Origin of the sequence: Clostridium sediminicola, assembly GCF_050402865.1 — a bacterium.
Taxonomy (GTDB): Bacteria; Bacillota; Clostridia; order Clostridiales; family Clostridiaceae; genus Clostridium_AF; species Clostridium_AF sediminicola.
Map to the genome: position 1 here is coordinate 162,169 of NZ_BAABMF010000002.1, position 22,124 is coordinate 184,292.

24 protein-coding genes, 4 tRNA genes and 1 riboswitch are annotated in these 22,124 nt (G+C 30.7%); of the genes, 2 read left to right on the plus strand and 26 right to left on the minus strand.

All coding sequences use genetic code 11. The features are described from left to right. Positions 1-10: 10 nt before the first annotated feature. The 6 genes from recD2 to ACQ3F0_RS04525 all read right to left on the minus strand — a co-directional run bounded on the left by recD2 (position 11) and on the right by ACQ3F0_RS04525 (position 4,279). A complete protein-coding gene (gene recD2, locus ACQ3F0_RS04500; protein ID WP_428863883.1) occupies positions 11-2,221 on the minus strand; it encodes an SF1B family DNA helicase RecD2 in 2,211 nt (736 codons plus the stop codon). Between the two features lie 223 nt (positions 2,222-2,444). Then, positions 2,445-3,620, minus strand: coding sequence for a methionine adenosyltransferase (gene metK / locus ACQ3F0_RS04505; RefSeq protein WP_428863884.1), 1,176 nt, complete (start codon positions 3,618-3,620; stop codon positions 2,445-2,447). Between the two features lie 66 nt (positions 3,621-3,686). Next, positions 3,687-3,787: riboswitch (SAM riboswitch) on the minus strand. A 114-nt stretch (positions 3,788-3,901) separates the two neighbouring features. Beyond that, positions 3,902-3,985: transfer RNA gene (locus ACQ3F0_RS04510), tRNA-Tyr, on the minus strand. 43 nt (positions 3,986-4,028) lie between these two features. Continuing rightward, positions 4,029-4,104: transfer RNA gene (locus ACQ3F0_RS04515), tRNA-Val, on the minus strand. Between the two features lie 10 nt (positions 4,105-4,114). Then, positions 4,115-4,198, minus strand: a tRNA-Tyr gene (locus ACQ3F0_RS04520). Between the two features lie 5 nt (positions 4,199-4,203). After that, a tRNA-Thr gene (locus ACQ3F0_RS04525) sits at positions 4,204-4,279 on the minus strand. Between the two features lie 489 nt (positions 4,280-4,768). Here ACQ3F0_RS04525 and ACQ3F0_RS04530 point away from each other — a divergent pair. Then, entirely contained in the window at positions 4,769-5,497 is a 729-nt protein-coding gene (locus ACQ3F0_RS04530; RefSeq protein WP_428863885.1) for a tRNA 2-thiocytidine biosynthesis TtcA family protein, read from the plus strand. 1 nt (position 5,498) lies between these two features. Here the strand turns inward: ACQ3F0_RS04530 and ACQ3F0_RS04535 are convergent, their stop codons facing one another. Further along, complete coding sequence (locus ACQ3F0_RS04535; RefSeq protein ID WP_428863886.1) at positions 5,499-6,098, minus strand: hypothetical protein; 600 nt, start codon at positions 6,096-6,098, stop codon at positions 5,499-5,501. A 104-nt stretch (positions 6,099-6,202) separates the two neighbouring features. Between ACQ3F0_RS04535 and yyaC the strand changes: the two genes are divergently transcribed. Continuing rightward, on the plus strand, positions 6,203-6,730 hold the full coding sequence (gene yyaC / locus ACQ3F0_RS04540; RefSeq protein ID WP_428863887.1) for a spore protease YyaC: 528 nt from the start codon (positions 6,203-6,205) through the stop codon (positions 6,728-6,730). A 112-nt stretch (positions 6,731-6,842) separates the two neighbouring features. On the opposite strand, the gene mreB is transcribed toward yyaC, so the two are convergent. The 19 genes from mreB to ACQ3F0_RS04635 form a co-directional block, all read right to left on the minus strand. Further along, positions 6,843-7,859, minus strand: coding sequence for a rod shape-determining protein (gene mreB, locus ACQ3F0_RS04545; protein WP_428863888.1), 1,017 nt, complete (start codon positions 7,857-7,859; stop codon positions 6,843-6,845). 121 nt (positions 7,860-7,980) lie between these two features. Then, on the minus strand, positions 7,981-8,229 hold the full coding sequence (gene spoIIID, locus ACQ3F0_RS04550) for a sporulation transcriptional regulator SpoIIID (protein WP_428863889.1): 249 nt from the start codon (positions 8,227-8,229) through the stop codon (positions 7,981-7,983). Between the two features lie 105 nt (positions 8,230-8,334). After that, a complete protein-coding gene (locus ACQ3F0_RS04555) occupies positions 8,335-9,135 on the minus strand; it encodes a peptidoglycan DD-metalloendopeptidase family protein (RefSeq protein WP_428863890.1) in 801 nt (266 codons plus the stop codon). Between the two features lie 216 nt (positions 9,136-9,351). Then, positions 9,352-10,374, minus strand: a complete 1,023-nt coding sequence (gene spoIID, locus ACQ3F0_RS04560) for a stage II sporulation protein D (protein WP_428863891.1) — start codon at positions 10,372-10,374, stop codon at positions 9,352-9,354. A gap of 245 nt (positions 10,375-10,619) precedes the next feature. Beyond that, complete coding sequence (gene murA / locus ACQ3F0_RS04565) at positions 10,620-11,867, minus strand: UDP-N-acetylglucosamine 1-carboxyvinyltransferase (protein WP_428863892.1); 1,248 nt, start codon at positions 11,865-11,867, stop codon at positions 10,620-10,622. A gap of 25 nt (positions 11,868-11,892) precedes the next feature. Then, complete coding sequence (locus ACQ3F0_RS04570; protein ID WP_428863894.1) at positions 11,893-12,588, minus strand: YwmB family TATA-box binding protein; 696 nt, start codon at positions 12,586-12,588, stop codon at positions 11,893-11,895. 141 nt (positions 12,589-12,729) lie between these two features. After that, positions 12,730-13,143, minus strand: coding sequence for an ATP synthase F1 subunit epsilon (gene atpC, locus ACQ3F0_RS04575; protein WP_428863896.1), 414 nt, complete (start codon positions 13,141-13,143; stop codon positions 12,730-12,732). Positions 13,144-13,180: 37 nt separating this feature from the next. Continuing rightward, positions 13,181-14,569 carry a F0F1 ATP synthase subunit beta gene (gene atpD, locus ACQ3F0_RS04580; RefSeq protein WP_428863898.1) on the minus strand — a complete coding sequence of 463 codons (1,389 nt, stop codon included), beginning with the start codon at positions 14,567-14,569 and terminating at the stop codon, positions 13,181-13,183. 11 nt (positions 14,570-14,580) lie between these two features. Continuing rightward, complete coding sequence (atpG, locus tag ACQ3F0_RS04585; protein WP_428863900.1) at positions 14,581-15,441, minus strand: ATP synthase F1 subunit gamma; 861 nt, start codon at positions 15,439-15,441, stop codon at positions 14,581-14,583. 19 nt (positions 15,442-15,460) lie between these two features. Continuing rightward, positions 15,461-16,975: a F0F1 ATP synthase subunit alpha gene (atpA, locus tag ACQ3F0_RS04590; RefSeq protein ID WP_428863902.1), complete on the minus strand. Its 1,515-nt coding sequence runs from the start codon at positions 16,973-16,975 to the stop codon at positions 15,461-15,463. A gap of 20 nt (positions 16,976-16,995) precedes the next feature. Further along, positions 16,996-17,535, minus strand: coding sequence for a F0F1 ATP synthase subunit delta (locus ACQ3F0_RS04595; protein ID WP_428863903.1), 540 nt, complete (start codon positions 17,533-17,535; stop codon positions 16,996-16,998). Positions 17,536-17,537: 2 nt separating this feature from the next. Continuing rightward, positions 17,538-18,023, minus strand: coding sequence for a F0F1 ATP synthase subunit B (locus ACQ3F0_RS04600; RefSeq protein WP_428863905.1), 486 nt, complete (start codon positions 18,021-18,023; stop codon positions 17,538-17,540). A gap of 41 nt (positions 18,024-18,064) precedes the next feature. Beyond that, positions 18,065-18,301, minus strand: coding sequence for an ATP synthase F0 subunit C (atpE, locus tag ACQ3F0_RS04605; protein WP_428863907.1), 237 nt, complete (start codon positions 18,299-18,301; stop codon positions 18,065-18,067). 111 nt (positions 18,302-18,412) lie between these two features. After that, on the minus strand, positions 18,413-19,093 hold the full coding sequence (locus tag ACQ3F0_RS04610; RefSeq protein WP_428863909.1) for a F0F1 ATP synthase subunit A: 681 nt from the start codon (positions 19,091-19,093) through the stop codon (positions 18,413-18,415). Between the two features lie 17 nt (positions 19,094-19,110). Then, entirely contained in the window at positions 19,111-19,479 is a 369-nt protein-coding gene (locus ACQ3F0_RS04615; RefSeq protein WP_428863911.1) for an ATP synthase subunit I, read from the minus strand. Positions 19,480-19,848: 369 nt separating this feature from the next. Next, positions 19,849-20,337, minus strand: a complete 489-nt coding sequence (locus ACQ3F0_RS04620; protein ID WP_428863912.1) for a deoxycytidylate deaminase — start codon at positions 20,335-20,337, stop codon at positions 19,849-19,851. Positions 20,338-20,509: 172 nt separating this feature from the next. Further along, positions 20,510-21,139 (minus strand): uracil phosphoribosyltransferase, encoded by a 630-nt coding sequence (gene upp / locus ACQ3F0_RS04625; RefSeq protein WP_428863914.1) that lies wholly within the window; start codon positions 21,137-21,139, stop codon positions 20,510-20,512. A 42-nt stretch (positions 21,140-21,181) separates the two neighbouring features. Beyond that, positions 21,182-21,631 carry a ribose 5-phosphate isomerase B gene (rpiB, locus tag ACQ3F0_RS04630; RefSeq protein WP_428863916.1) on the minus strand — a complete coding sequence of 150 codons (450 nt, stop codon included), beginning with the start codon at positions 21,629-21,631 and terminating at the stop codon, positions 21,182-21,184. Positions 21,632-21,651: 20 nt separating this feature from the next. Then, a complete protein-coding gene (locus tag ACQ3F0_RS04635; RefSeq protein WP_428863918.1) occupies positions 21,652-22,113 on the minus strand; it encodes a low molecular weight protein arginine phosphatase in 462 nt (153 codons plus the stop codon). Positions 22,114-22,124: the final 11 nt, after the last annotated feature.

A 22,124-nucleotide genomic window follows, 5' to 3' on the forward strand; every position in this document is an offset into this window, starting at 1 on the left:
CACTCCATCATTATTTTATAATATCATCGTCTAATATATTTAAAATTCTCCATTTCAAACCAGAGTATCTATCATAACTTTTTGTATTGCTTATCATAAAATGTAATGCTTTCTTATTTCCTACTAAAACAACTAATTTTTTTGCTCTTGTTATCCCAGTATATAATAAATTTTTATTCATTAATAATGGTGGTCCCATAAACATCGGTACAATTACTACTGGAAACTCACTGCCTTGACTTTTATGAATTGTCATTGCATAAGCCAGTTCTAGTTCATCATAATATAGATCATCGTATTCAACTCTCCGATTATCATCAAATAGTACACTTATTTTATTTTTGTAAATATTCTCAATATACCCAATATCTCCGTTATAAACTCCTGTACCTTCTTCTCCATCTAGTGTTTTCCATTTTAGTGTATAGTTATTCTTCACTTGCATTACTTTATCTCTAACTCTAAAAACACCATTTTTCAATTCCTTTTCTGCCTTAGCTTCACTTTTAGGGTTTAATATCTCTTGAAGTTTTGGGTTTAAATTAGAAATCCCTAATATCCCCTTTTTCATAGGAGACAAAACTTGCATATCTCTTATACTATCCCATGCTTTATTAAACTTAGGTAACCTTTTATATATTAAATCTATCAATAAATTCATTATCAAATGAGGGTTATCTTCATTTAAAAAATAAAAATCTGTATCTTTCTTATTAAGTACAGGCATCTCTCCACTATTTATTTTATGCGCATTTACAACAATCATACTTTCTCCAGACTGCCTAAAAATATCTTTTAGTTTTACTACCTTCACACATTTGCTTCCTATCAAATCCCCCAAAACATTTCCAGGCCCAACTGATGGTAGTTGATCTGCATCTCCAACAATTATAAGTCTAGTCCCCTTTGGGATAGCCTTTAACAAACTATTCATTAACATAACATCTATCATAGAAGCCTCGTCAACAATTAAAACATCGCATTCTAAGGGAGATTCTTCACCTTTCTGAAAAGCATAATCGTCTTCATCATTAAAACCAAACTCCAATAATCTATGTATAGTCTTTGCTTCACGTCCAGTTGCTTCCGACATCCTTTTAGCAGCTCTTCCTGTAGGCGCAGCCATAAGTACAGCCATACTGGCATTTTCGAATATTTCAATTATGCATTTTATTATAGTCGTCTTACCTGTACCTGGACCTCCTGTAATTATTTCGATTCCATTTTCAAATGCACCTTTAATCGCTTCCTTCTGGATATCTGCAAATTTAATTTTATTATGTTCTTCAAAATCTTTAATTTCTTCTTCTATATTAATCTTAATCTTTTTATATTCATCAGTTGCTAAAGTTAGTATATTTACTGTTACACCTAATTCATAGTAATAATAAGATAAAGCGAAAACACACTTTACTCCATTGATTTCGTCAATTCTTATTTTATGTTTTAAAGCACACTCGCTTATATTTGTTAATATTTTATTTTTATCAACTAATAGTATTTTATTACATTCATTTATCAAATTATCCATAGGCATATAGGTGTTCCCCATGGAACAAAATTGGTTGATAACAAATACGATTCCGCTTTGAATCCTAAATGGAGAATCAATTTCTATTCCCATATTTCTTGCAATTTTATCAGCTATTTTAAATCCAATTCCTCTTACCTCTTCAACAAGTAAATATGGATTATCTTTCACTACGCCTATTGAGTCTTTACCGAATTTTTTATGAATTTCTACACAATTTTTTGCCGTTAAGCCATATGTTTGAAAAAAAATCATTATGTTTCTAATCTCTATACTATTTGAATATGATTCTGCAATCTTTTTTGCTTTCTTCTCACCGATACCTTCAATTTCAGTCAGTCTTTCTATACTTGTATCTAAAATTTTCAGAGTATTTTCTCCAAAAAAATCAACTATTTTTTTTGCTGTCACTGGCCCAATTCCAGATATTACTCCTGAAGATAAATATTTTTTTATACCTTCCAAAGAACTGGGAACAATTTCCTCACATGAGTCAATTTTAAATTGCTGCCCAAACTGAGGATGAATAACCCACTCACCTTGAAGTTTTAAGTTGATTTTCTCTCTAATGTATGGAACAATCCCTGTTATTGTATAAGTATTATCATCTTCTTTAATCTTGGCTACCACATATCCATTTTTATCATTATGAAAAATAATATCTGTCACTGTACCTAAAATTTCTGACATAAACTCTCTCCTAATTATTTTATGGTTACACTTCATAAGTATTTTACTTAAAATTGTTTAACTAAACGTATATATAATATAATTATAATGCAAATATTTATTTTCTCAACTTTTATGATATCATGCTTTAACCACTTTACATATATTAGTTTTGACATTTAATAATCTGCTTAAACATTAAAGAGGTATATCACAATAATGTGAAATACCTCTTCTTAAAATTTTATAGATATTTTTTTATTTCTTCTACTTTGTTAAGTTCTTCCCATGGAAGCTCTAAATCATTTCTACCAAAATGACCATATGCAGCTGTTTGTTTGTATATAGGTCTTCTTAATTCCAATTCCTCAATAATAGCCCCTGGTCTTAAATCAAATACTTTATTTATAATCTTAACAATTTCTTCTTCATTTAATTTTGAAGTACCAAAAGTATCTACTGTTACTGAAACCGGCTGAGCTACGCCTATTGCATAAGCTAGTTCAATTTCTAATTTATCAGCAATTCCAGCAGCAACTAAGTTTTTAGCAACCCATCTAGCTGCATAAGCTGCTGATCTATCAACTTTAGTACAATCCTTACCAGAGAATGCGCCACCACCGTGTCTACCCATTCCACCATAAGTATCTACAATAATTTTTCTACCTGTCAACCCTGAATCACCCTGAGGCCCTCCAATTACAAATCTTCCTGTTGGGTTAATGAAAAATTTTGTTTTTGAATCCAACCATTCAGTTGGTATAATTTGTTTTACAACATTCTCTATTAAATCTTCTCTGATTTTTTCTTGAGAAACCTCTGAGTCATGTTGTGTTGAAATTACAACAGTATCAATTCTAACCGGTTTATCATCTTCATATTCTACCGTCACTTGCGTCTTACCATCTGGTCTTAAATATGATAAAGTCCCATTCTTTCTAACTTCTGTTAATCTTCTTGATAATTTTTGTGCTAAACTTATAGGTAAAGGCATATATTCTTCAGTTTCATTACTAGCATAACCAAACATCATACCTTGATCTCCAGCTCCTACCGATTCCACATTAGCTTTTTCACCTTCTTTAAATTCTAAGGCATTATCAACTCCCATTGCTATATCAGCTGATTGTTCATCAATAGAAGTCATTACTGCACAAGTATCACAATCAAATCCATATTTAGCTCTCGTATATCCGATTTCTCTTATAGTATTTCTCACTACTTTTGGTATATCAACATAGCAATTAGTAGATATCTCACCCATTACCATTACCATTCCAGTTGTAACAGCCGTTTCACACGCTACTCTTCCATTCGGATCTTTCTCCATAATCGCATCTAATATAGCATCTGATATTTGGTCACAAATTTTATCTGGATGTCCTTCTGTAACAGATTCAGATGTAAATAATTTTCTCATAGCCATCGCTCCCCTCAAAAATTAAACCTCTTCAATAATTATCGAAGAGGTTGTGAACTGAATCGTCACTTATCTCGCAGTTTCCTGCAGGATTTAGCACCTTGGTACAAATTAGTACTGGTTGCTGGGCTTCACCGGGCCATTCCCTCCACCTCTCTTGATAAGTATTAAGAGTTTTTTATTTTATTATCAAATCGTAATTATAGTAACACAGTAAAAAATAAGTGTCAATATAATTTTTTAATAAAAGTAAAAAACATCAATATTTAAATTGATGTTTTTGGTGGAGGAAGATGGATTCGAACCATCGAAGCTAACGCAACAGATTTACAGTCTGCCCCCTTTGGCCACTCGGGAACTCCTCCAAATAATATTTATTTTTAAACTTAACCCAATTGTATTTTTGAATGGTGGGCACAACAGGGCTCGAACCTGTGACCCCCTGCTTGTAAGGCAGGTGCTCTCCCAGCTGAGCTATGCGCCCATTCATTAAATGGTGGAGGAAGATGGATTCGAACCATCGAAGCTAACGCAACAGATTTACAGTCTGCCCCCTTTGGCCACTCGGGAACTCCTCCACAATTGGTGCTGGCACCAGGACTTGAACCCGGAACCTACTGATTACAAGTCAGTTGCTCTACCAGTTGAGCCATGCCAGCTTATTAAGTTGTGTCGGTATTTAATTCGCCGACGAAATATAGTATAACTAGTTATTAGATATATTTCAACCTCAGTATACGCCCATTATCGACTATTAAATCAACCTTTCTTTATAATCCTTCTATATACTAGCTATTTCTTATATAATCATTTCCCTTTTTTATAACAATTTTTATATTATCACTATATAAAGAAATAAATTGCTCACTCGTAAAATTTAACAAATAAATTATTCTTTATGAAAAACAATTTCTATACTATAATAGTTCATATCCCCTTATAACGAGGAGATGTTTTTAAAAGATGTTAATAATACTTTTCTAGTTCTCAATTGAAATAAAATACGAACCAAGTTAGTTAAGAGTTAATGAACTTTTGCTATGCAAAAGAAATCATTTATCTTTTATTTAATTAAAAGCTTTCGATTGGGACAGGTATCCACAACTTGTCACTTATCACTTGTAACTATAAATAAACGGAGGATTCATATGCAAAAATTACTAAGCAAATTAAGAAGAGCAATAAGTGATTATAAATTAATTGAAGATGGAGATAAGATTGCAGTAGGTTTATCTGGTGGTAAAGATAGCATATCACTATTAAGGCTATTGAAGGCCTACCAAAGATTTTCTCCACAAAAATTTGAACTAATTGCTATCACACTAGACCCTGGCTCTGGAATGAATTTTGCACCGATGATAGATTTATGTAAAGATATACAAGTTCCTTATTATTTATTCCAAACTAACATTCAAAATATTGTATTTAATATCAAAAAAGAAAAAAATCCATGTTCATTATGTGCAAATCTAAGACGTGGTGCATTAAATGACAATGCAAAAAAACTCGGATGCAACAAACTTGCTTTAGGTCATCATAAAAACGATGCTATTGAAACTCTATTACTCTCTCTATTTTATGAAGGAAGAATAAATAGCTTTCTACCTAAAACTTATCTGAGTAGATGCGATTTAACAGTAATTCGTCCAATGGTTTATATTAACGAAGATGAAATAAAAAGTTTATCTGAAAGATTCTCATTCTCAATTATCCATAATCCTTGCCCAGCAGATGGACTGACAAAAAGAGAAGATATGAAAAATTTAATTAAGAATCTAAGAAATTCTATCCCAAAACTTGACGATAATTTACTAAATGCACTTAAAAACACAGATCAAATAAATGTTTGGCATATGGAGAAAGAAGATGAAAAATAGTCTATTTTTCATCTTCTTTCTCCATTAATTCCATATTTATATAATCATCCATTATATTTTTTACCTTTTTATAATCTTTACTAGATAAACGTTCTTTTAATAATAAAATTGTTTTTTTTACGCCTTCTTCTCTATCTTTCATATACAAATATTCCTTTACTCTTGCATAATCTAAAGGTGCTAATTTACTTCCAATAACCAATAGATTTTCTTTATCTATCAAAGACAGGTTTGATAATATTTCTGATGAAGCTATTTTGAAAACAGGTATATCCTCAACTGTTTTCTCTTTTACATTATTAATAACTATATCATTATTATTAGATAAATTTTGCTCATTTTCATTTGTTTTTGTAACTTCATCAATATTTTCAATCATCTCATTATTTTCACCATTATTTTCTTTATCATTCGAACTTTCAATTTCTTTTTCCTTGAACAAGGACTGTTTTTCTGTAGGAATTTCTTCTCTCACTGATACTGATTTTTTAATATCGCCATGAACTATATTCTTATTATTGCTTAGGCTATACATCATTGCAGATATAGCTAAAATTGAACTTAATATAAAACTTATAGTATATACTCTTTCTTTATTCAACAAATCACCTCTATTTAATAATTTTACCAATATCAAAAAATTTTATACCAATCTTTAATATTCATTAACAATTATTCATATACATTAAAAGGGAGGTGTCTCTTTTGAACAAATTAAAAGTCCACTATAACGAAACTCTTTCTTATTATAAAATTGCGTATTTTCTAAAAGATTATATTGATTCTAACTCAATTATAATCTGTATAGGTACAGATAGATGTATAGGTGATTGTTTAGGTCCAGTAGTAGGGTCTATGTTAGTTAATAAAAACTTTCCATTAAAAGTTTACGGAACAATTTCATCTCCAATCCACGCATTGAACCTTGACTCAAATCTTAAGCTGATAAAAAAGAACAATCCAAATTCTAAAATAATCGGAATAGACGCTTGCTTAGGTGACGAAAAAAGTATTGGGGAAATCCAAGCAAGAGATTATCCAATACATCCCGGAAAAGGCGTTGGAAAATCACTTCCTAATGTAGGTAACAGTTCAATAATCGGCATTATAGATTCTAGTGATAATAATGAGCTGTTTACTAATAGAAACATAAGATTAAATTTGATTATAGAGATGTCAAAAGTAATTACTAATGCAATTATACATTCTTACTATCTTTATACCATAAAGTGAAAAGAATAAAATACTTTATTAACATTAATATAGTTTACACATTTACCTGCAAACAATTTGCAGTACAAATAAGAAAATAACAAAAGATGCCTCTTGATTGAGGCATCTTTTGTTATTCCATAAAACTAAGATCATCGTCTAATTTATCTATATAATTCAAAGCTTCTCCTGTACCTAGCGCCACACAAGATATGGCATCATCCGCAACATAAACAGGAACTTTAGTAACACTTTCAATAAGCTTGTCTAGCCCATTTAATAGAGCTCCTCCACCAGTCATATAAATTCCATTATCTGCAATATCTGCAGCTAACTCAGGCGGAGTTTTTTCTAATACAGAGTGTGTACATTCTGCTATTGCATGCACTGCTTCACTTAACCCTTCTCTAATTTCTTCTGAAGTAACAGTTATATTTTTCGGTAATCCCGTTATTAAATCTCTTCCCCTTACATCCATTGTAAGATCATCTTCTCGCTTGTATGCTGCACCTATATTAATTTTTAAAGCTTCAGCAGTCCTTTCTCCTATCATTAATTTATGCTTTTTCCTTATAAATCTTATAATAGCATCGTCAAACTTATCACCTGCTACTTTTATAGAACTCCTAACAACCATACCACCTAAAGAAAGTACAGCAATATCTGTAGTTCCCCCTCCAATATCAATTACCATTTTTCCGCTAGCTTTTGTAATATCTAATCCAGCACCTATTGCAGCAGCCCTAGGTTCTTCAATAAGGGTTACTCTTTTGGCTCCGGCATTAACTGCTGCATCCTTTATAGCTCTTTGTTCTACACCAGTAGCTTCACATGGCACACAAATTACAACTCTAGATGCTTTAACTCTCTTCTGTTTAAAAGCTTTTTGGAAAAAATACTTGAGCATTTTCTCAGTAATATCATAATCCGAGATTACTCCATCTCTCAATGGACGAATAGCTACAATATTGCCAGGTGTTCTTCCGATCATTTTTCGAGCTTCTTCTCCAACTGCTAAAACCTCATTGGTGTCTTTGTTAATTGCTACAACAGAAGGTTCTTTTAGGACGACACCTTTTCCTTTAATATAAACCAATACTGTAGCTGTTCCCAAATCAATACCCACATCTGTATTAACACTCCAAAACATCCCTATTTCACTCCTGCTCTTTAGTTTGATTAAATACTCACTATATATTATTATATACATTTGCGAGATGAATTTCTATAACCTAACGAAAAAATCTAGTTTTTTTACAATAAATTTACTCTTAAATTGTTTTGTATTTCATTTTTGTCGCTTTTCCACCTCTTATGTGTCTTTCTGCCTTATTTAAATCCAAAACATTTTTAGCTTTTTCAGCTATTTGAGGGTTAATTTTGGGTAAGCGCTCAGTCATATCTTTGTGTATAGTGCTTTTACTTACACCAAAAACTTTTGCAGTTTTCCTAATTGTAGCTTTTGATTCTATTATATACTTTGCTACTTCTAAAACCCTCTCCTCAATATAATCCTTCAAAGTACTTCCTCCTTAACTATCTATATTAATAAGTATGCATTTTTTTATATTTCAATTCCTAGTATCTAGCCAATTCCCAAGAGTTTGGGAATTGGCTAGTGTTTTTTAGTATTTTACATATTTTAATGGATCAACACTAGAATATTGAGCTAGTTCTTTTTCACCTTTTAAAACTTCAAAGTGAAGAAATTTATTTCCATAAGATTCATATGCTGCCCTAACTGTAGTAGCACCAATAGATCCTATTTTATCTCCTTGCTGAACTTTATCTCCGTCTTTTACACTTACCTTTTTATCTAAATTAGCATAAACAGTTCTAAGTCCAGATTGTGGATGATAAATAACAACAGTAACTCCATCAATAGTATCTAAAGATACCTTTTGAACAGTACCATCTAAACAAGCAACAACTTCTTTACCTAATTCAGCTTTAATATCCATACCAAAATTTGGTCTGTTTGATTCAGTAGTATTCCAAAATACTGGTGCAGTTGAATATTGTCTTACAATTTCTCCTGGAACAGGGTTTACAAATTTTTTATTAGACGTATTAGATACAGATGCAGTTTCTGCAGAAGCAGTATTTTCAGCATCTTCAGTATTAATAGATTCTTCTTTTTTTTCGTCTTCGTCCTCTTTTTCAGCTATACCTTTGTTTTCTCCATCTTGAACTTGTAAAGCATTATCATAAAATTCATCATCACTTGAATCCATTCCAATTAAATCTCTTTTTTCATCCATTATTTCAGCAATTTCTGATTCTGCTCCTTTTTTATCAGCAGTGAGTTTTTTATTTGTTGTTACTGCTACTATTGTTGCAACTAAGCACAAGCATACAAACAGGATTATGTAAAACCCTTCTTTTTTGAAAATATTTCCTTTCTTTTTGTTATTATTATTTTCCATAAATACACCTCCTGTTTTGTAGTTTGTCCTGTATACCTTAAAAAATACATAAATTTTCAAAAAAGTTTTCCTAATTTTTCTATTAATTCCGACAATATGTATTGAATCCAATAAAAAAATGTCGATTTCTCGACATTTTTTTGTTCTATATGTTTTTTAAGTATTTATATTCTACATAATTATCTTTATTCACAAATCAGTTTCTTTAATATACAATTAATTCTGAATTACCCCAACCTCTGTATCCGTATAATAATACTTTAGAATATCTATATATTTTTTCCCTTCTTTAGCTCTAGCATTGGCCCCAAATTGACTCATTCCTACTCCATGTCCATATCCAAAGCAAGTAATGTTAACATTGTTATCTTCAATTTTTAACTGAAAATTGGATGAAGCTAAAGAAAAAGCTTTCCTGACTTTTGCCCCTGTAGTAGTTATATTTCCTAATTTTATTTTTTTAACAGTACCTGCTTCACTTCTTTCTTCAATAACAATGTCTTTGTCAAAATTACTAAAACTAATATTGGCATCTGAGAAATTAGAATTAATTACATTTATAAATTCAATAGTGTTTATAGTATTTTCTGTTTTGTATTTAGGTGAATTTTCTTCTCCAATACTTTTAACGCTCCTCAAATATGATACATTTACATTAAATACATCAATAGCATTTTCTGTATTTCCACTGCTTGTAGAAAAATAATATGGTCTTAAAACTAACTTTCCATCATAAGTAAGTACTTGCCCCGATGTACTATTCACAGCTTCAACAATTTTCTCCCAATACTCATCGCACTTATTTGAAGGCCAGCTTTTAAACCGTTCTTCTTTTGATACATAAACTTGACAATCAGTAGTATCCGTTAAATTTGCACCTTTTGCACCTGAACTACTTTTTCCACCAAACTCTTCTAAATGAGCAACAGCATAGGTTCTTGCAGCAACAGCTTGTGCCTTAAGTGCTTCTACTTCGAAACTTGCAGGCATTTCAGCCGCTACAACACCTACTACATAATCTTCTAAACCAATGCTATCAATTGTATTCTGCTTCGTTTTTAATAAAGATACTTGAATATTATTAGAATTCTTATTGATTTGATAGATAATTTCTTTCATTAAATTTTGATCTTCCTTAAAATCTATTGAGGTGCTATCATTGTTGCAACCAACTAAAACTCTTGACACTATAAATATTAAAACAATAAATAAAATTGTCCCTAATGCTACTCTTTTCATATGTATCACTCCCATTCTATGGTTAAACCACAAAAAGAAATTTAGTTGAACTTACTTTTTGTGGTTTAACCATTCTGTGCAAAAGTACTTAAGTTAAACTAAACTTTATTCAATTAATCTCATTATTAAACTTACTATTGAAAAAGATAATATATGCAAAAAAAGACGTGAAAATTCACGTCTTTTTTAAATTTCATTATTTTTCATTGCAAAAATTTCTTAAACTGTTAACTGCACACTGAATATTATACTCTTTCTATATCAGCTCCTAGGTCTTTAAGTTTCTTCTCAATATTACAATAACCTCTATCAATATGGTAAATATCTCGAATTTCTGTTATACCCTCTGCTGACAATCCCGCTAATATCAATGAAGCACCTGCTCTTAAATCTGTAGCATTAACTCTGCACCCAGTCAAATTATTCACCCCTTCAATAACAGCACATCTTCCATCTATTTTAATATTAGCTCCCATTCTTTTCAATTCCGAAACATGCATAAACCTATTTTCAAATATTGTCTCAGTTATAAGACTAGTCCCTTTTACCGTGCTCATAAGCGCCATCATTTGAGCTTGCATATCAGTTGGAAAACCTGGGTAAGGAAGAGTTTTAATATCAACTGCTTTAGATACTCCTCTACCATCTATAATTAAAATATCTTTATCTTTTTTTATATAACATCCTATTTCTGATAATTTTGCAGTAATAGGTTTCAAATGAGAATCAATAATACCTTTAATTTTTATTTTACTTCTCGTAATTGCTGCTGCTGTCATAAAAGTGCCAGCTTCAATCCTATCTGGGATAGGTTTATGTTGAATCCCTTTTAAATCCTTAACACCTATTATTCTTATTGTATCAGTTCCTGCACCAATAATATGTGCACCCATTTTATTTAAAAATCTAGCTAAATCTTGAATTTCAGGTTCTCCTGCTGCATTTTCTAGAATTGTCTCTCCGTCTGCTAAAACCGCTGCCATCATTATATTTTCTGTGGCACCTACTGACGGAAAATCTAAATATATTTTATTCCCAATTAATTTATTAGCATAAGCTTCCACGTATCCATGCCCTACACGTATTTCAGCACCTAAAGCATTAAATCCTTTTAAGTGTAAATCAATTGGTCTTGTTCCAATATTACAACCACCTGGTAAAGAAATTTTAACCCTGCCATATCGAGCTATCATAGGTCCCATTATTAAAAACGAGGCTCTCATTTGTCTAACTAAATCTCCATCTGGTTCAGTATTTTTTATATTTGAAGTATCAATTATCATATTATTATTATCAATTTGAATTCCAGTATTTATAGTTCTAAGAACTTCATTAATTACAAACACATCTTTTAGCATTGGAGCATTTTCTATCATACATTTTGTACCACACAAAATACAAGCTGCTATAATTGGAAGCACAGCATTTTTAGCGGAACTAATTTCTACTTCTCCACTCAGTTTACGGCCACCTTTCAAAATGAACTTATCCATATTTTTCCTCCATTCATAAATTGCTTTAATAAGTTTTAATTATCTCTGGAGTACCCATAATTAAATAATTACCTGATTCATAATTGCAAGTTGCAAAATTAAAATCAATAAATTTACCATTACTTTTTTTCCCATTGAATTGATGAGTATTTGCAATTGTACTAAATCCATTATTTATAGAAACAGTTTTCACATTAGTACTTCCATAATTTTTTAATAAGTCGATAATTTTATTGTTGTATTCTTCTATATCAATATCTTTATCCAACTTAGCTTTTGCATAAATATAATAAATAGCATTCTCAATATTATAATTCCTAGTAAATCCTTTTAAATCATTCTCAATATCATCTATTTTAATATTATCGTCATAGATTAATATAGAGATATGATACAAGTATTTACTTTCATATGGAACAACACTTATAAATCCTGTTCCATTTTTTGAATTGAACTCCATTCGATAAACATCTTCTGTGTCAATTATCTTAGTGCTATAATTAAATAATTTATCATCAAATAAATTTATTAAATTATCTATAGAAATATTCCCATTAGTAGTTTGAAATTTCTCATCAATTCCATACTCGATTACCTTTGTATTAGTTTCAGCTAATATACTATCAAACAAATGAACCTTGCGTTCAGCAAAAGATACTTTATAATTAGTTAAAACAATTACTATAAACAGGCAAACAAAAACAACCTTTTTTTTATCCATTTTTATCCATCCCCTATCTATCTTGATTATGGACAAAAAATAAATAAAATATACCCTCATTTCTTTACCTAAGTATATTATTAATATATTGATTAAGTTGTTAATATGTGATTAGTAAAAAAAGCATAAATAACCTAAAAGTTATTCATGCTTTTTTTCCATTAATTCTATTCTCTTTTCCGCTCTTTGTATTATTAAATTCAAAAGCTTAATATTATCATATTCTGTAGCTTTTTTTAATCTTTCCTCTGCATCTAACTTAGATTGTTTAGCTCTACTTATGTCGATTTCTTCAGCATACTGACAAGTATCACAATACATATATACCTTGTCATTAACCACTTTCAATATTCCTTCTGACGAAAAGAACCTTACTTTTTCACCATTTTCTTTTATAAACTCAGTTATGGCAGGTCTTAATTCAGCAATTAATGGCAATCTACGGTATAATATACCTATTTTACCTACTTGTGTCTGAGTATTCAGTTTACTAGCTTTTCCAAAATAAAATTCCCTAAAAGGGGTTAATATTTTAAGTTCAAATATTTTTTCCATCTGCATCACCTTTAAATATGTAGTTTTGCTATCGATACTATGCCTCTTTTACTTTTCCCAAAACATCTTCTATTGTTCCCGCAAAAAGAAAGGCTGATTCAGGAACACTATCATGTTTACCTTCTAAAATCTCTTTAAATCCACGTACAGTATCTTTAACAGAAACAAATTTTCCTTTCATTCCAGTAAATTGTTCTCCTACTTTAAATGGTTGAGATAAAAACCTTTGCACTTTTCTAGCTCTTGAAACTAGTAATTTATCTTCTTCTGAAAGTTCATCTACACCAAGAATGGCAATTATATCTTGTAACTCCTTATATCTTTCAAGAATATGCTTTACTTTAATAGCCACTGAATAATGTTCCTCACCAACTATATTCTGATCTAAAATTGTTGAAGTTGATTCTAAAGGATCTACAGCAGGATAAAGTCCTAACTCTGCTATACTTCTAGATAAAACAGTAGTAGCATCCAAATGTGAAAATGTGGTTGCTGGAGCAGGATCTGTCAAATCATCTGCTGGAACGTAAACAGCTTGAACTGAAGTTATTGATCCATTAGTTGTAGAAGTTATACGTTCTTGCAAAGCACCCATTTCCGTTGCTAATGTTGGTTGATATCCAACAGCAGAAGGAATTCTACCTAATAAAGCAGATACTTCAGAACCCGCTTGTGTAAATCTAAAAATATTATCTATAAACAAAAGTACATCCTGCCCTTTATCTCTAAAATATTCAGCCATAGTAAGACCTGTTAATGCTACTCTCATTCTTGCTCCAGGCGGTTCATTCATTTGACCGAATACTAATGCAGTATTCTTAATGACACCAGATTCTTTCATCTCATAATAAAGATCATTTCCTTCTCTAGTTCTTTCACCTACCCCAGTAAAAACGGATAATCCACCTTGTTCTTTTGCGATATTATTAATTAATTCTTGAATTAATACTGTCTTCCCAACACCTGCTCCACCAAAAAGACCTATTTTTCCACCTTTTCTATAAGGTGCAATTAAATCTATAACTTTTATGCCTGTTTCAAACATTGCAGGCTCAACAGCTTGTTCTGTAAATGATGGTGCTGGTCTATGTATTGGATAAAACTCATTAGCTTTAAATTCCGTATCTTTATCTATTGTCTTTCCTAAAACATTAAATAACCTTCCCAAAGTTTCATCTCCAACAGGAACAGATATTGGTTTTCCCGTATCTACAGCCTTCATACCTCGTCTAAGTCCTTCTGTAGCTTCCATTGCTATTGTTCTAACAACATCATCACCAATATGTTGTTCTACTTCAGTAACCAAAATTCTATCTTCCATATCTATCTTAATTTCATTTAGAATATCAGGAAGATTATCTGAATCAAATCTAATATCGATAACCGGCCCAATAACTTGCACAACCTTACCAATGTTTTCAGACAAGATGACACCTCCTATTTCTGTGCTTCTGCACCACCGACAATTTCAGATATCTCCTCGGTAATAACACTTTGTCTAATTCTATTATATTTTAATTGTAATTTATCTATCATATCATTTCCATTTTTATTAGCCGCTTCCATAGCAACCATTCTAGCTCCCTGTTCGCTAGCTCTGCTATTTAAAAAGAAATTATAAATACAATGCTTTATATAAAATTGAGAAGTATCCATAAGTAACTCTTGCTTTGATGGTTCAAATTCAAATGTTGTTTTTATTTTATCCTTTGGTTCTTTTTCTTTTTCAATTGGAAGCAATTTTTTGAAAATAACTTCTTGCTTTGCAGGAGTGAAGTATTTTGTATAAATACAAAATACTTCTCCCACTTCACCCTTATCAAACATCTCAAAAACCTTTGAAGCAATCATATTTGCGTCCTCTTCATTAGGAACATCTGAAATATCTACAAACTCAGCAACACTTTCAAGTTTCATTTTTTTTAATAAATTTCTACCCTTTTGGCCTATAGTCATTATTAAACTATTTTCTTTTTCTTCTCCTATACTTTCCATTAATTTGTCGAAAATATTTAAATTAAATGAGCCGCAGAGTCCTAAATCTGAATTAAAAGTAATATACAAAGTTTTCTTACAATCCGAACGTCTAAAATACTTACTGTCTAACTCTCCACTATATGTTATTATCTGATCAATTGTATGGCTAAAGCTTCTATAAAATTGATTATTAATAAGCAATTTTTCCGATACTTTTCTTAGCTTGGAAGTAGCCACTAACCCCATTGCTTTAGTAATTTTCTGAGTATTTCTTATAGATTTTATTCTTCTTTTCAATGCAACTAAGCTTGTTTCCGGCATAATAACCCTCCACTAAAAATTATTCTGTAGCCAAGAAAATTTTCTTAAATTCACTTATAACATTATCTAACTTACCCTTTATTTCCTCTGTCAATACTTTCTCTAATTTTATTTGTCTTAGAATTTCCCTATGATGTGTATCCACGAATTCTAAAAAGTCTTTCTCAAATTGTTCAATATCAAAAACCTTTATATCTTTTAGATAATCATTTACACCTGCATATAAAATCATTATCTGTTTTTCAACTGAAATTGGTTTAGACCCATCTTGTTTCAAGATTTCAACTAACCTTTTTCCTTTTTCTAATCTTGCTTTTGCTTCTCTATCAAGATCGGATCCTAATTGAGCAAAAGCGGCTAATTCTCTGTATTGTGCCAATTCAAGTCTTAATGTACCAGCTACCTGTTTCATTGCTTTAGTTTGCGCTTTACCTCCAACACGTGATACAGAAATACCTGCATTAACAGCTGGTCTTTGACCTGCATTGAACAATTCAGTTTCCAGAAAAATCTGACCGTCAGTTATAGAAATAACATTAGTTGGAATATATGCAGTTACATCTCCCGCAAGAGTTTCTATTATTGGTAACGCAGTAATAGACCCTCCACCTAAATCATCTGAAAGTTTTGCTGCTCTTTCTAGCAATCTAGAGTGTAAATAAAATACATCCCCAGGATATGCTTCTCTTCCTGGTGGTCTCCTTAATAACAATGACATAGTTCTATAAGAAACAGCATGCTTTGATAAATCATCATAAACTATTAGAACATCTTTACCTTTCCACATAAAATACTCTGCCATGCTACAACCAGCAAAAGGAGCTATATATTGCAGTGGTGCCGAATCCGAAGCTGTCGAACATACTACAATTGTATAATCCATTGCTCCTTTTTCTCTAAACATATTTACCATCTGAGCCACAGTTGACTGTTTTTGCCCAATTGCAACATATACACAAATAACATCTTTACCCTTTTGATTTAAAATAGTATCTATAGCTATAGCGGTTTTCCCTGTTTGTCTATCTCCTATAATTAATTCCCTCTGTCCTTTTCCTATTGGAATCATAGAATCTATAGCCTTAATACCAGTTTGCAGCGGCTCATCCACAGATTTTCTTTCAATTACCCCAGGGGCATGCATTTCAACAGGACTTGTTTTTTTTGTCTTTATAGGACCTTTCCCATCAATTTCTTTTCCTAGCGAATTAACTACTCTACCAATTAATTCTTCTCCAACAGGAACCTCTATTATCTTACCAGTACTTTTTACAACATCGCCTTCTCTAATACCTTTTTCAGAACCTAGTAGAACACATGCTACATTATCATGTTCAAGGTTTAGTGCAAGCCCATAGACCCCATTAGGGAATATTAACAGCTCCCCTTCCATACAATCTTCTAGTCCATAAACTCTTGCTACTCCATCCCCTATTTGAATAATGGTTCCTGAGTCTACTGTTCCCATTTTATTTTTGTATCCCTCAATTTCACGTTTTATAATTGAGGTAATTTCTTCTGGATTAATATTCATGAGAACACCTCTTTTCTCCTCTAATAAAGGTCAACTATTTTTTCTCTAATATCCTGAAACTTCAATTTGATTGTATTATCTATAACATCATCTCCAACTCTCAATAATACTCCAGCTATTAAAGTTTTATCGATTTCTTCTCTTAAAATAACCATTTTATTATATTTCTTCTCAAGTTTTTCAATAAGCATTTTTCTTTGATTACTGTCGAGTCTAACAACAGTCTTAACGTAAGCAACAATAGTATTATGCTTTTCCAAGTATATTTTGACCATTTCTCTATACTTTTCTTCAATGAATAATAGTCTATCTTTTTTCAAAAGCACAATTATAAAATTCAAAAGCTTATCATCTATTCGACCTTCAAATATATTCCTAAAAATTTGTATTTTCTTAGGTGTTGGAATCTGCGGATGTTTAATAATTTCTAAGACCTCTGTATTATCCTTAGTAAGTTTTATAATGGCTTTTAAATCTTCAAGATATTCTTCAACTTTATCTTCTTTTTCAGCAACCTCATATAAAGCGAGAGCGTACCTTCTATCAAGATATTCATACATAATTAGATACCTACCTTGGAAATGAATTCATTAATAATTCTTCTATGCTCTTCTTCATTAATTGTTCTTTCTAAAGCTTTAGCTGACAATGTTATAGCTAAGTCTATTGCCTTTTCTTTTATTTCTTCTTCAGCTTTTTGTTTCTCTCGTTTTATTTCTAAATTTGTTCTTTCTATAGTTCTTTTAGCCTCTAAATGCGCTTCATCAACAATCTCTTCATAAATTTTTTCTGCTTTACTTTTATATTCGTCTACCAATTGCTTACTTTCATTTTTAGAGCGAATCAAAAGCTTTCTATTCTCTATCAATAACTTATCAGATTCATCTCTGTTGGCTTTTGCTTCATCTATATCAGCTTTGATCTTGTTATTTCTCTCAGTTAGAATTTTATTAACCTTATCATGAAAAAAATGCTTATAAATAAAAAAGAAAATAACAAAATTAATCATAGCCATTATAATTGTTTGAGGGTTAGGATTCATTTCCATAGCAAAGCCTCCTTTCAGATTTCTGTATCATATTTATAAAACTACACTGCAATTTTAAGCACTAGTAGAATACCTATTAAGAAACCATAAATAGCTGTTGCTTCTGATAATGCTCCCCCTATTACCAGTGCCTTTATAATATCATTTGCCGCTTCGGGTTGTCTTGCTATGCTTTCAACCGCTTTAGATGTTGCATTTCCCGTACCGATTCCTCCACCAATACAAGAAAGTGCGGCCATCCCTGCACCAATTGCTAATAAACCTACTGCTATACTCATTACATATACCTCCTTTTATTTAATACACAATGCACACTTTTCAATTCACAGTTTAAGAAAATCATTCTTAATTGTGCATTGTAAATTGTAAATTGTGAATTGTTAATAACTTTAGTGTTCCGCAATAATTTTAATGTTAATCATAGATAACATTACAAAAATAAGCATCTGTATTGCTCCATCAAATATATCAAAGTAAAAATGTAAAGGGATTGGTATACCTAGCTGAGCAACCCAACCTATATGTCCAAGCGCTTCATATACCATTTCAACGATAATAGTAGCAGCAGCAATGTTTCCAAAAAGCCTGAGGCTTAAAGAGATAGGTAACATGATTCTCTCCATAATATTTATTGGTAATAATACAAAAATAGGCTTAGTATACCCAACAAAATATTCTTTAACTCCATTTGACTTTATTGTATAAGCTTGTATAATTATGAAAATTATTGAACCCATACCTAAAGTAATGCTTAAATCTTTAGTTGGTGGTGCAATACCAACTAATCCAGAAATATTCATCAACAATAAAAAAATAACTAAAGCACCTATAAATGGAGCAAATCCTTTCCTCTTATTTCCCATATTATCAACTACTAAATTATTTATGTAATCCACAATCATTTCAATGAAACTCTGTTTATTATCTGGAATTTCTTTTAATCTCTTCACTACTACCTTACTAAATATAAAAAAAAGAATTATTATACCCCACTGAACAAGAATTCCTTCTGCAATTCCTATATTATAACCAAATAAATTTAAATTAAAACCTGATGATACTCCCTCCACAAAACCACCTCTTCAATCTAATTCTTGTTAAATAGAACATTTATAATCAGTGATACAAAATGCAAACTAAATCCAACACAAAATAGTAACAAATAATAATTATCGATAAAATAGAATAAAATAGCTATCACTACTATTATTATCACCCTTAAATAATAACTAATCATAATAGTAGGTACATTATTAATATTATTAGATTTCATTGCATAGTTGGTTATCCAAATATTTAATCCAAAATTAATACTTGCCACAAATAATCCTGTAATTAAAGGAACTATATACTTAGGATGTGCAAAATACATAATAAAAACCATAAATAATCCGATTATAAAATCATATTTAGCTAAATTTCTGAATAAGTTGTTAACATCACTATTCCTTTGCATATATCCTCCACAAGATAAAAACATATTATTGTTTACGTTAAACTTGCCATCCCTATAGCATTTAACAACATTATTAATTATATATTAATTGTTATAAGATTTAAAATAAACAAATTTTGATAATTAATCAAATTTTCTAATATTTATATAAATTAATTGTTTTTTTTAAATTTATACCATCTTATCTATGTTTTACTACGTAATGATTTAATATACTCCATAATTCAAAAAAAACTAGCAGTAAAAATCTACAACTTTTTATGTAAACGTTTGTTTATAAATTTTTATTTTTATAATATAAATGTTTATACGTTGTTAGCGTTATCTATTATATAAAAAAAATTCATAATAGTAATTTACTATTATGAATTAATATCCTATATTTTGAGATAACGAATCATCTTCATCTATCCACTCTTGAACTTTTATTACTCTATAATCATTTTTTGTATCTCTAATTATAACTGACTCTAGTCCCGAATTTATCACCATTCTCTTACACATAGTACACGAATTAGCATTTTCAACAAAATCTTTAGTTATTTCATCTTTTCCTACAAGGTATAACGTAGCACCAATCATATCTTTTCTAGAAGCACTAATTATAGCATTAGCTTCTGAATGAACTGATCGGCATAACTCATATTGAGTTCCCCTTGGTACATTTAATTGTTGCCTACGACAATATCCTATATCTGAACAGTTTTTCCTTCCTCTTGGTGCTCCTGTATATCCAGTAGAAATTATTTCATCATTTTTTACAATTATGGAACCATAATTTCTTCTTAAACATGTACCTCTTTCCAGTACAGTTTCTGCTATATCTAAATAGTAGTTATGCTTATCTCTTCTCGCCATGAAAATCCCCCTTCTCTTAGTAATAAGTTAACAGTTTTAAGTTGTAAGTTTAGAACACCTTTCACTACGTAAAAGCTTGTAATTGTAACTTACACATGGTTTATATCTTACCCTGAGGAAGATATAAATAATGAAAACAAAAGTTCTACTGAGCACAGTAGAACTTTATTAACTATTTTGTTCCGAATAATCTATCTCCTGCATCTCCTAAGCCAGGAACAATATATCCATTCTCATTTAATTTTTCATCAATATCAGCCACATAAATATCAACATCAGGATGTGAATTCATTACAGCTTTTATACCCTCTGGTGCTGCAACTAAACACATAAGTCTAATATTTTTAGCTCCTCTTTTCTTCAAAGCTTCAATAGCATCAATTGCAGAACCACCTGTAGCTAACATTGGATCTGTAACTATAATTTCTCTTTCATCTATATCTTGAGGCATTTTACAGAAATATTCAACCGGCTTTAGCGTTTCTTCATTTCTGTACATTCCAATATGTCCAACTTTAGCTGCTGGTATTAGTTTTAAAACTCCATCAACCATACCAAGTCCTGCTCTTAATATTGGAACAATAGCTAATTTTTTACCTGCAAGCATTTTACATTTTGTTTTACAAATAGGTGTTTCAATCTCTACATCTTCTAATGGCAAATCTCTAGTAACTTCATATGCCATTAACATAGCTACCTCTTCTACAAGCTCTCTGAAATCTTTAGAACCCGTATCTACACTTCTTATAAAAGCAAGTTTATGTAATATTAATGGATGTGCAATTTGTGTAACTCTACTCATTTAAGTACCTCCTGAAAATTTATTTAACGACTATAAAAGTCATTATTTGCAGTGTTTTTTTTCAATTTCTGATATTTTATTAACCCTACGCTCATGTCTTCCACCTTCAAACTTAGAATTCAAAAATGTATCAACAATATCTAAAGCTAACCCCGGGCCAACTATTCTCTCTCCCATTGCAAGAATATTAGCATTATTGTGTTCTCTTGTTGCGTGAGCACTAAATGTATTATGACAAAGAGCTGCTCTTATTCCTGGAACTTTATTTGCTGAAATACTAATTCCAATTCCAGTACCGCAAATTAAAATACCAAAATCATAGTTCTTACTAGCAACTTCTAAAGCAACATTTTCAGCATAATCAGGATAATCGCATGATTCTTCAGTATATGTCCCAAAATCCTTAAATTCAATCCCTTTACTTTCTAAATGTTTCATAACTTCTAATTTTAAACTATAACCACCATGATCACTACCTAAAGCTATTTTCATTTATGTACCTCCTATGTTTATTATAAATTATCTTCTTTTTCATATAGTTTTTTAATAATTAAATCCATCTTTTCTGTTAAAATATCAAAAGTTTTTTCATATATAAAAATATTTCCTCCGTAGGGATCAACTACATCTCCTTTTTCACCAATATATTCTTTAAAAGAATATATTTTTTCTATGTGTTGAGGAAAATTATTCTTCAAAACTCCAGCTATATAATCCGTCATTGTTAATATCAAAGTGTTTTCCACCATATGCTCTCTGGTTAATTGAACTGCTTCTCTTTCATAAACATCTATCCCTAATCTAGACTTTAGTATCATTGCAGCGTTTTCAGTTGCTAAACTACCAGAAATAGCAGAAATCCCTGCAGAAGAAACTCTTATATTAGCTTTTTTATTCCTTGCTAGAACGCTAAAAATCCCTTCAGCCATAACACTTCTACATGTATTTCCCGTACAAACGAATAATAGATTCATATATAAATCCT